A 10,304-nucleotide genomic window follows, 5' to 3' on the forward strand; every position below is an offset into this window, starting at 1 on the left:
GGTATTCGTGATGGGGCCGCTGTGCCGGGAAGCAGGGCCGCCTTCTGTCTGTTGTTGCCGCCCCGAGGCGGCATCCCTGACCGGTGAGCAGTCAGGGGCGATTCACTTACACCCGTTCGAACACGGTGGCGATGCCCTGACCCAGGCCGATGCACATGGTGGCGACTCCCAGGGTGGCGTCCTTCTCTTCCATCAGGTTGATCAGGGTGGTGGAGATGCGGGCACCGGAGCAGCCGAGCGGGTGACCCAGGGCGATGGCGCCACCGTTGAGGTTCACCCTCTCATCCACCAGGTCTTGCAGACCCAGATCCTTCACGCAGGGGAGGGACTGGGCGGCAAACGCCTCGTTCAGCTCGAAGAGGTCGATGTCGCCGACGGTCAGCCCGGCCCGTTTGAGCGCCTTCTGGGTCGCCGGAACCGGGCCGTAACCCATGATGGCGGCGTCGCAGCCGGCGATGGCCATGGCACGAACCTTGGCGCGGGGCGTGAGGCCGAGGGCCTTGGCGCGATCCGAACTCATCACCAGCATGGCGGCGGCGCCATCGGACAGGGCCGAGGAGGTGCCGGCGGTGACGGTACCGTTGACCGGGTCGAACACCGGGCGCAGCTGGCTCAGCGTATCGACCGTGGTCTCCGGGCGGATCACCTCGTCGTAGTCGTAGAAGAAGCGGGCGCCGCTGGCGTCATGGCCTTCCAGCCCGACGATCTCCCTGGCGAAACGCCCTTCCACGGTGGCGGCGTGAGCGCGGCGGTGGGAGCGAGCGGCAAACTCGTCCTGCTGCTGACGGCTGATGCCGTGCAGCTTGCCGAGCATCTCGGCGGTCAACCCCATCATGCCGGAGGCTTTCGCCACCGACTTGGCCATGCCGGGGTGGAAGTCTACCCCGTGGCTCATCGGCACATGACCCATGTGCTCGACGCCACCGATGATGAAGATATCCCCATCACCTACCTGAATGGCGCGAGAGGCATCGTGCAGCGCCTGCATGCTGGAGCCGCACAGACGGTTGACGGTGACCGCCCCCACCTGTTTCGGGATGCCGGCCAGCAGGGCGGCGTTGCGGGCGATGTTGAAGCCCTGCTCCAGGGTCTGCTGCACGCAGCCCCAGTAGATGTCCTCGATCTCGTTCGGGTCGAGGTTGGGGTTGCGCAGCAGGATGGATTTCATCAGGTGCGCGGACAAGTCTTCTGCACGCACGTTGCGGAAGGCGCCGCCCTTGGACCGGCCCATGGGGGTCCGGATACAGTCGACAATGACTACGTCTTTCATGAATGGATCTCCTTTCCGCAATCAGTAGAAGGTTTTGCCCTGGGCAGCCATCTCGCGCAGCTTGTCGCTGACGCGGTAGAGCGGGCCCAGGTCGGCATACTGGTCGGCCATGGCCACGTAGCGATCCAGACCGATAGTGTCCAGATAGCGGAACACGCCGCCGCGGAAGGGAGGGAAGCCCAGACCGTAGACCAGCGCGATGTCGGCTTCGGCTGGCGTGGCGACTATGCCCTCTTCCAGACAGAGCACCACCTCGTTGATCATCGGGATCATCATGCGGGCGATGATGGCGTCCTTGTCAAAGTCCTGCTTCGGCTTGGCGATGGGGGCCAGCAGCTCGTAAGCAGCGGCGTCGGCCACCTTCTTCGGCTTGCCCTTCTTGTCCTGCTCGTAGGCGTAGAAGCCCTTGCCGTTCTTCTGACCGAAGCGGCTGGCGTCATACATCACGTCGATGGCGGTACGACCTTCCTTGCTCATGCGCGCCGGGAAGCCTTGCGCCATCACGTCACCGGCGTGGTGGCCGGTGTCGATGCCGACCACATCCAGCAGGTAGGCAGGGCCCATGGGCCAGCCGAACTCCTTCTCCATCACCTTGTCGACGGCGGCGAAGTCGGCGCCATCGGCGACCAGCTTGTTGAAGCCGAAGAAGTAAGGGAACAGCACGCGGTTCACGAAGAAGCCGGGGCAGTCGTTGACCACCACCGGGGACTTGCCCATGGCGGCGGCGTAGGCCACCACGCGGTTGATGGTTTCATCGGAAGTTTGCTCGCCGCGGATGATCTCCACCAGTGGCATGCGGTGCACCGGGTTGAAGAAGTGCATGCCGCAGAAGTTCTCGGGACGCTTCAGCCCCTTGGCCAGCAGGGAGATGGGGATGGTGGAGGTGTTGCTGGCGAGCACGGCGTCATCGCCGAGGATGGCTTCCACTTCGCCGAGCACGGCGGCCTTCACCTTGGGATTCTCGACCACGGCCTCGACCACCAGATCCACGCCCTTGACGCTGTCGTAGCTCAGGGTCGGGGTGATGGCGGAGAGCACCTGGCCCATCTTGATGCCGTCGATGCGGCCCTTCTCGAGCTGGCCGTTCAGCAGCTTGGTGGCTTCACCCATGCCGAGCGCCAGCGCCTTCTCGTTGATGTCCTTCATCACCGCCGGGATGCCCTTGCTGGCGGACTGGTAGGCGATGCCGCCCCCCATGATGCCGGCACCCAGTACGGCGGCGTGGCTGGTGGCCTTGCTCGCCTGCTTGGCGGCCTTCTTGGCCAGCGCCTTGATGTGCTGATCGTTCAGGAAGATGCCGACCAGGGCCTTGGCGACATCGGTTTTCGCGAGCTTGATAAAGCCCTGGGCCTCGACGGCCAGCGCCTCGTCGCGGCTCATGCCGGCGGCGGCTTCGACGGTTTTCACCGCCGTCATCGGGGCCGGGTAGTGCTTGCCTGCCACGGCGGCGACCATGCCGGCGGCGGTGCTGAAGCTCATCATGGCTTCCAGCTTGGAGAGGCGCAGCGGGGCCTTCTTGGCGGCGCGACGGCCCTGCCAGTCCAGCTTGCCCGCGATGGCGTCTTTTATCATCTGCAGAGCGGCGGCTTGCAGGGCTTGCGGGGCGACCACGGCATCGACGGCGCCCACCTTGAGGGCGTCATCGGCACGGACATCCTTGCCGGTGGTGATCCACTCCAGCGCATTGTCGGCGCCGATCACCCGTGGCAGGCGGACGGTGCCGCCAAAGCCCGGCATGATGCCGAGCTTGGTCTCGGGCAGGCCGATCTTGGCCGTGGTGTCGGCCAGCCGGAAATCGGTGGAGAGAATAGTCTCGCAGCCGCCGCCCAGAGCATGGCCCTTGATGGCGGAGAGGGTGGGCACCGGCAGATCTTCGATGGCGCTGAAGATGTCGTTGGCCTTCTTCAGCCAGCCGAGCAGGTCTTCTTGCGGCAGATCGAACAGTTCCAGGAATTCGGTGATGTCGGCGCCGACGATGAAAGCGTCTTTGCCGGAGGTGAGGATCAGACCCTTCAAATCGGCTTGTTGCTGTAATGCGGCGATCGCTTCGCTCAGGGAGAGCAGGGTAGCGCGATCCAGCTTGTTGACTGAACCCGGGGCATCGAACCTCAGCTCGGCAATGCCGCCTTCGAGGTAGCTGACCGTCAGGGTTTCGCCTTGGTAGATCATGAGAGTGTCTCCTTGTTCCCACTCTGTGGGGAATGGTGCTCCTTTATCCCCAGCAGGGGGCGAGGCTCACTATTGATCCAAAAGGAGACATTTTCAACACCTATTTAAAACATTTGTTTAACAGTTATCGAGTAAAAGCTCTTCATCACAAAACGGGCAAAAAAGAGGCGCCTTGCGGCGCCTCCGATGGAGATGAGCGTGGTATCAACTGGTCAGTTCCGGCCGATTGCGATACTGGTTCAAGACCTCGGGATCGGCGAGGGCGTGGGTGTTGTTGACGGGGCGGTTATGCACCACTTCCCGCACCGCCAGCTCCACTATCTTGCCGGACTTGGTGCGGGGGATGGCATCCACCTGCAGGATGCGGGCAGGCACATGACGGGCGGTGCAGTGCCGCTTGATCTGCTGGCAAATCCGCTCACGCAGTCCGTCGTCCAGCTTGCAACCCGCCTTGAGCTTGACGAACAGCACCACCCGCTCGTCCTGTTTCCATTGCTGGCCGATGACGATGCTCTCTTCCACCTCGTCGAGTTGTTCCACATAGCGGTAGATCTCGCTGGTGCCGATGCGCACGCCGCCCGGGTTGAGGGTCGTGTCGGAGCGGCCGTAGAACAGGATGCCGCCGGTCGGGGTCAGCTCGATCCAGTCCCCGTGGCACCAGATGTTGTCGAACCGCTCGAAGTAGGCGGCGTGGTACTTGTCGCCGTTCTCGTCACCCCAGAAGTAGATGGGCTGGGCCGGGAACGGCTTGGTGCAGACCAGTTCGCCCTTTTCACCCAGCACCGGCTGGCCCGCCTCGTTGAATACCTGCACCGCGAGACCAAGGCCGCGCCCCTGGCTCTCGCCGCGATAGACGGGGCTCAAGGGGTTGCCGATGACGAAGCAGGAGCAGATGTCGGTGCCGCCAGAGATGGAGCTGAGCTGCACATCCTGCTTTATCTGCTGGTAAACGTAGTCAAACCCCTCCGGCGACAGCACGGAGCCGGTGCTGCAGATCAGCCGCAAGTGCGGCAAGTCGTGGGTCTTGATGGGGGCATAACCCTGCTTGTGCAGCGCATCGAGATACTTGGCCGAGGTGCCGAACAGGGCGACCTCTTCGTCCCGTGCCAGATCCCACAGCACGTTGCCATCCGGGTAGAAGGGGGAACCATCGTAGAGCACCAGGGTGGCGCCGGAGGCGAGGGCGCTCACCAGCCAGTTCCACATCATCCAGCCACAGGTGGTGAAGTAGAAGATGCGCTCCCCCGGCTTGATGTCGCAGTGCAACTGGTGCTCTTTCAGGTGTTGCAGCAGGGTGCCGCCAATGCCGTGCACAATGCACTTGGGTTTGCCGGTGGTGCCGGAGGAGTAGAGGATATAGAGCGGGTCGTTGAAGGCCATGGTCTCGAAGGCGAGCTGTGCATCATGCTGGCTTGCCAGCAATTGTTGCCAGTCGTGACCAAGCTGCAGCGGGTTGCCGAGCAGGGGGATCATCACCGTCTGCTCTAGGCTGTCGAGCTGACCGACGACGCTGGCCACCTTGTCCTGAATGTCGATGGCCTTGCCGCCGTAGCGGTAGCCATCCACCGCGAACAGCACCCTGGGACGGGTCTGGCCGAAGCGCTCCACCACGCTGGCCTCGCCAAAATCGGGACTGGTGGAGGTCCAGATCGCGCCGAGGCTGGTGGTTGCCAGCATGGCCACCACGGTTTCCGGGATATTGGGCAGGTAGGCTGCGACCACATCACCCCGGCCTATGCCCTGGCTGCGAAGCCACTGGGCCAGGCGGGCGACCTGATCTGCCAGCTCATGCCAGCTCAGGGTCCGGCTTGGACCCCCTTCGATGCGGGAGATGATGGCCGGGCTCTCATCCTGACGGCGCAGCAGGTTCTCGGCGAAGTTGAGCTGGCTGTCGGGGAACCAGCGGGCGCGCTGCATATCCTGGCGGTTCTCCGCCACAATGTTGCCAAGCTCGCCCTTGACGCCGCAGTGCTGCCACACCAGGGGCCAGAAGCGGGTGGTCTTCTCCACCGACCATTGATACAGGTCGGCATAGCTGCGCAGTTGCAGGCCATGGAAGTGATTGACCTCGGCCATGAACTGGTGGAGGTTGGAGTGCTGCATCCTGTCCTGATCCGGTGTCCACAGACAAAGGTTTTGCATGAGTCGTTCCTGACGGCTGATATCTACTGTCTGTGGGCAGTGTATTGAATTGTTCTTTGTTTGTTAATTGCCTGTTTTATCTTCATAACAAAAAGCCTGTAACCTATGCGTTACCTCACGAAGCGAAAGCCGGGTGGCTCGAGCCTTGATTCGCTTGATGTTATGCTGAAGTCACATTCGCCCGGAGCAGGACGCCATGAGTAGTTACAGCCAACTTTTTGCCCAGCATCTCGACACCCTTCAGCAGCGTACCCGCGACATCCTGCAACAACAGGGTCTTGGCGGTCTCGCTATCCACTCCGGCCAGACTCATCGTATCTTCCTCGATGATCAGGATTATCCCTTCAAGGTGAATCCCCAGTTCAAGGCCTGGCTGCCGGTGCTGGACAACCCTCACTGCTGGTTGCTGGTGGATGGTGTGAGCAAGCCGGTGCTGCTGTTCTACCGGCCGGTGGACTTCTGGCACAAGGTGGCGGAGTTGCCCAACGCCTTCTGGGTCGACTTCTTCGACATTCGCTTCCTGACTCGCCCGGAGCAGGTTGCCGATCACCTGCCGGCCAACAAGCAGGAGTGGGCCTATCTGGGCGGCCATCTGGAAGTGGCCGAGCTGCTGGGACTGGGCCAGCCCAATCCGGAGGCGGTCCTCAACTACCTGCACTACCAACGTGCCTACAAGACGCCCTATGAGCTGGAATGTCTTCGCGATGCCAACCGCATCGGCGTGCGCGGCCACATCGCGGCCAAGGACTCCTTCATGGCGGGGGCGAGCGAGTTCGAGATCAACCTGGCCTACATGAAGGCGGTCGGACAGGGGGCCAATGAGGCGCCCTACGGCAACATTGTTGCCATCAACCGCAATGCGGCCATCCTGCACTACACCCATCTCTCCACCCAGCGGGTGCCGGATGCGGAGCGTTACTCCTTCCTCATCGATGCCGGAGTGGACGTGCACGGTTATGCCTCCGACATTACCCGAACCTGGGCCTGGCGCCGCGGTGAGTTCGCCGATCTGATTGCTGCGCTGGATGCACAGCAACAGGAGATCATCGACGAGATCAAGCCGGGCCGCCGCTACAGCGAGCTGCACCTGCAGATGCACCACAGGCTGGCGCGCCTGCTGCAAGCCACCGAACTAGTAGACATGTCGGTGGACGAGATGATCCACACCGGGGTGACCAATGTCTTCTTCCCCCACGGTCTCGGCCACTTCCTCGGCCTGCAGGTACACGATGTCGGCGGCTTCATGCAGGATGAGCGTGGCACCCACCTGGCGGCCCCCGAGCAGTTCCCTTATCTGCGCTGCACCCGGGTGATGGAAGTGGGTCAGGTCTTCACCATAGAACCGGGTCTCTACTTCATCGACAGCCTGCTGGAGCCGCTGCGCCAGGGTGAGCAGGGCAAGCGGGTCAACTGGAACAAGGTGGAGGCGCTGCGTCCCTATGGTGGCATTCGCATCGAGGACAACGTGGTGCTGCATGCCAACGGGGTGGAGAACCTGACCAGACAAGCAGGGCTCTGATGGCGACGGATTACCCCATACCGGCAGCCCCGCTGGAGGTGAGCGAAGAGATCAAGAAGAGCCGCTTCATTACCTACATCGCCCACACTCCGACCGTCGAGGCCGCCAAGGCCTGGATAGACGAGATCAAACAGCAACACCCGGGAGCCCGGCATCACTGCTGGGCTTTTGTCGCCGGCGCCCCGCAAGACAGCCAGGTTTATGGTTTCAGTGATGATGGCGAACCCTCGGGCACGGCGGGCAAACCCATGCTGGCCCAGTTGATGGGGGCCGGTCTGGGTGAAGTTGCCGCCGTGGTGGTGCGCTATTACGGTGGAGTGCTGCTGGGGACCGGTGGCCTGGTCAAGGCCTATGGCGGTGGTGTGGGGGCAGCACTCAAGCAACTTGAAACTTGTATCAAGCGTCAGCTGACCTCTTCCGTGATCCAGTGTGACTACACCGACATGGGGGCCGTGGAGTCCCTCATCTCTGCCCATCAAGGGCAGTTGCTGGTGGCCGATTATGGTGCCAGCGTCACCCTTCAGGTAGCGTGGGAGTCTGCGCTCTGGGCCCGTATCGCACAGGAATTGACCGACCGGACCCAGGGTCGGGTATCCCTTCGTCCCTTAGATGGCTAGAATCCATCGCTCTTTTAGTCTGAAGAGGGAGCCGGAATGCAGATTCTGAGCATCATTCGTATCGTCGGTCTGCTGGTTGCCCTGTTCAGCTCGACCATGCTGCTGCCCGCGATGGTCTCTTTTGGGTATCGTGATGGCGGTGGAACCGAGTTCGTCAACTCCTTCTTCATCGCCCTCCTGCTCGGCTTCCTGCTCTGGTTCCCCAACCGCCACCAGAAAAAGGAACTCAGGTCCAAGGAAGGCTTCCTCATCGTGGTGCTGTTCTGGGTGGTGCTGGGGAGCGTGGGTGCCGTCCCCTTCATCATGAGCGACACGCCTGACATGTCGGTCTCGGAGGCATTTTTCGAGTCGTTTTCCGGCCTAACTACCACGGGCGCAACGGTGCTGACCGGGCTGGACAATCTGCCCAAGGCGTTTCTCTTCTACCGCCAGCTGCTGCAATGGCTCGGTGGCATGGGGATCATCGTGCTGGCGGTGGCCGTGCTGCCGCTGCTCGGCATTGGGGGCATGCAGCTCTATCGCGCCGAGATCCCGGGGCCCGTCAAGGACAACAAGGTGACCCCGCGCATCGCCGAGACGGCCAAGGCGCTCTGGTTCATCTATCTGTTGCTGACCTCCCTCTGCGCTCTCGCGTACTGGATGGCGGGCATGACCCTGTTCGATGCCATCTGCCACTCCTTCTCCACCTTGTCGGTTGGGGGGTTCTCGACCCACGACGCCAGCATCGGTTTCTTCGACAGCCCGGCCATCAACCTGATCACAGTGGTGTTCCTGTTGCTGGCGAGCGTCAACTTCGCGCTTCACTTCATGGTATTTGCCCACAAGCCGGTGCGCGTGAGCAGCTATCTGCGGGACTCGGAGCTCAAAGTGTTTCTGAGCATCCAGTGCGTGCTGGTGTTGATCTGTTTCGTCTCTCTGCTGTTCCACGGCCATTACGCCACCTGGCAGGAGGCGCTCAACCACGGTCTGTTCCAGGCGGTGTCGCTGGGCACGACCACCGGCTACAGCACGACCAGCTATGCGGAGTGGCCCTCCTTTCTGCCCATGCTGTTGATGTTCTCCGCCTTCATCGGCTGCTGCGCCGGCAGTACCGGGGGGGGCATCAAGGTGATGCGCTTCATGATCCTGTTCCTGCAGGGGATGCGTGAACTCAAACGGCTGGTGCATCCGCGGGCCATCTACACCTTGAAGCTGGGACGCCGCGCCGTACCGGAGCGGATCGTGGAAGCGGTCTGGGGCTACTTTGCCACCTACATCATCCTGTTCTTCATCTTCATGCTGTTGCTGCTGATGACGGGGCTGAACGAAGTGACGGCCTTCTCCGCCGTGGCTGCGGCATTCACCAACGTGGGGCCGGGTCTGGGGGAGGTGTCGGCCAACTTCGGCAATATCTCGGCCACTGCACAGTGGATATTAATCGTGGCCATGTTGTTTGGTCGATTGGAAATCTTCACACTTCTGGTACTGTTTACTCCTGCATTCTGGCGTAGTTGAGGTTGGTATGGACAAGATTTTGGTGCTTTATTCTTCCCGGGACGGGCAAACACGGAAAATCGTGGATGTCATGCTGGAGGAAATATCAGGATGCGAAGTGGTGATGCACGACCTGCACACCCTGCCCATGTGCAACCTCAGCAAGTATGCCAAGGTGTTGATTGGCGCTTCCATTCGTTATGGTAACTTCCACCCCAGCCTGCTCAGCTTCATACACGCACATCATGAACAGTTGGAAGTAGCCAATGCGGCGTTCTTCTGTGTGAACCTGACGGCACGCAAGCCCGAGAAGCAGACGCCGCAGACAAACGCCTACATGAAGAAGTTTCTGCGCCTCTCTCCCTGGAAGCCCAAAACTCTGGGGGTGTTTGCCGGGGCATTGCAGTACTCCCGTTACAACTGGTGGCAGACCCGTATCATTCAGTTGATCATGAAGATTACCGGGGGCAGCACGGATACCAGCAAGGATCTGGAATTCACCGACTGGGACAAGGTGCGCGGCTTTGCCCGTGAGTTTTGGTCAAAAAAGTAACAGCGACGTCATTCAAAGCGGCCAGAGCCCTGCGTAAGCAGGGCTTTTTGTTTGATAAGTAGGCGTTCGAGCCACAAAACGGTAAAAAGGACTATTTTTCGCAAAATAGCCCTTGTCATCCCGGCGCGGCTCCCTATAATGCGCCCCTACCAGCACGGCGGACTACGCCAACCTGATGAGCCAGCTTTCTTGCGAAGTGGGCGCCGAAAGAAAAGCGAAAACAACCGCTTGACTTTTGAAGTGAGGAGCGTAAGATGCGCCTCCTCAACGCGATAAGCGTGACGCTCTTTAACAATTTGAATCAAGCAATCTGTGTGGGCACTCACAGCATCGAGCATCAAAAACAATTTTTGATTTTCAATGTCTGATGAAGTGACCAAAGCAACTTTTAGTTGCAGCAGTTAATTCAGCAATTCATTGAGCCGCCTTTATTGGCAACCAAACTTAAATTGAAGAGTTTGATCATGGCTCAGATTGAACGCTGGCGGCAGGCCTAACACATGCAAGTCGAGCGGCAGCGGGAAAGTAGCTTGCTACTTTTGCCGGCGAGCGGCGGACGGG

The 10,304-nt window shown here is 60.9% G+C and carries 7 protein-coding genes and 1 rRNA gene; 5 read left to right on the forward strand and 3 right to left on the reverse strand.

The window, feature by feature from the left end; genetic code table 11:
* Positions 1-106: 106 nt before the first annotated feature.
* The 3 genes from fadA to C3418_RS15790 form a co-directional block, all read right to left on the reverse strand.
* Entirely contained in the window at positions 107-1,270 is a 1,164-nt protein-coding gene (gene fadA, locus C3418_RS15780) for an acetyl-CoA C-acyltransferase FadA (protein WP_103858860.1), read from the reverse strand.
* Positions 1,271-1,291: 21 nt separating this feature from the next.
* A complete protein-coding gene (fadB, locus tag C3418_RS15785; protein ID WP_103858861.1) occupies positions 1,292-3,439 on the reverse strand; it encodes a fatty acid oxidation complex subunit alpha FadB in 2,148 nt (715 codons plus the stop codon).
* Positions 3,440-3,643: 204 nt separating this feature from the next.
* Complete coding sequence (locus C3418_RS15790) at positions 3,644-5,581, reverse strand: acetoacetate--CoA ligase (protein ID WP_103858862.1); 1,938 nt, start codon at positions 5,579-5,581, stop codon at positions 3,644-3,646.
* A 196-nt stretch (positions 5,582-5,777) separates the two neighbouring features.
* Here C3418_RS15790 and pepQ point away from each other — a divergent pair, with 196 nt between their 5' ends.
* From pepQ to C3418_RS15815, 5 genes are all read left to right on the forward strand, one after another.
* Complete coding sequence (pepQ, locus tag C3418_RS15795) at positions 5,778-7,100, forward strand: Xaa-Pro dipeptidase (protein ID WP_103858863.1); 1,323 nt, start codon at positions 5,778-5,780, stop codon at positions 7,098-7,100.
* Entirely contained in the window at positions 7,100-7,717 is a 618-nt protein-coding gene (locus tag C3418_RS15800) for a YigZ family protein (protein WP_010672418.1), read from the forward strand. The genes pepQ and C3418_RS15800 overlap by 1 nt, the downstream gene beginning before the upstream one ends.
* Positions 7,718-7,753: 36 nt before the next feature.
* A complete protein-coding gene (locus C3418_RS15805; RefSeq protein ID WP_103858864.1) occupies positions 7,754-9,211 on the forward strand; it encodes a TrkH family potassium uptake protein in 1,458 nt (485 codons plus the stop codon).
* A gap of 7 nt (positions 9,212-9,218) precedes the next feature.
* On the forward strand, positions 9,219-9,743 hold the full coding sequence (gene hemG / locus C3418_RS15810) for a menaquinone-dependent protoporphyrinogen IX dehydrogenase (RefSeq protein WP_029313439.1): 525 nt from the start codon (positions 9,219-9,221) through the stop codon (positions 9,741-9,743).
* A gap of 446 nt (positions 9,744-10,189) precedes the next feature.
* A 16S ribosomal RNA gene (locus C3418_RS15815) occupies positions 10,190-10,304 on the forward strand; the annotation flags it as partial.

This window comes from Aeromonas sp. ASNIH8 (genome assembly GCF_002919855.1).
GTDB lineage: Bacteria > Pseudomonadota > Gammaproteobacteria > Enterobacterales > Aeromonadaceae > Aeromonas > Aeromonas caviae.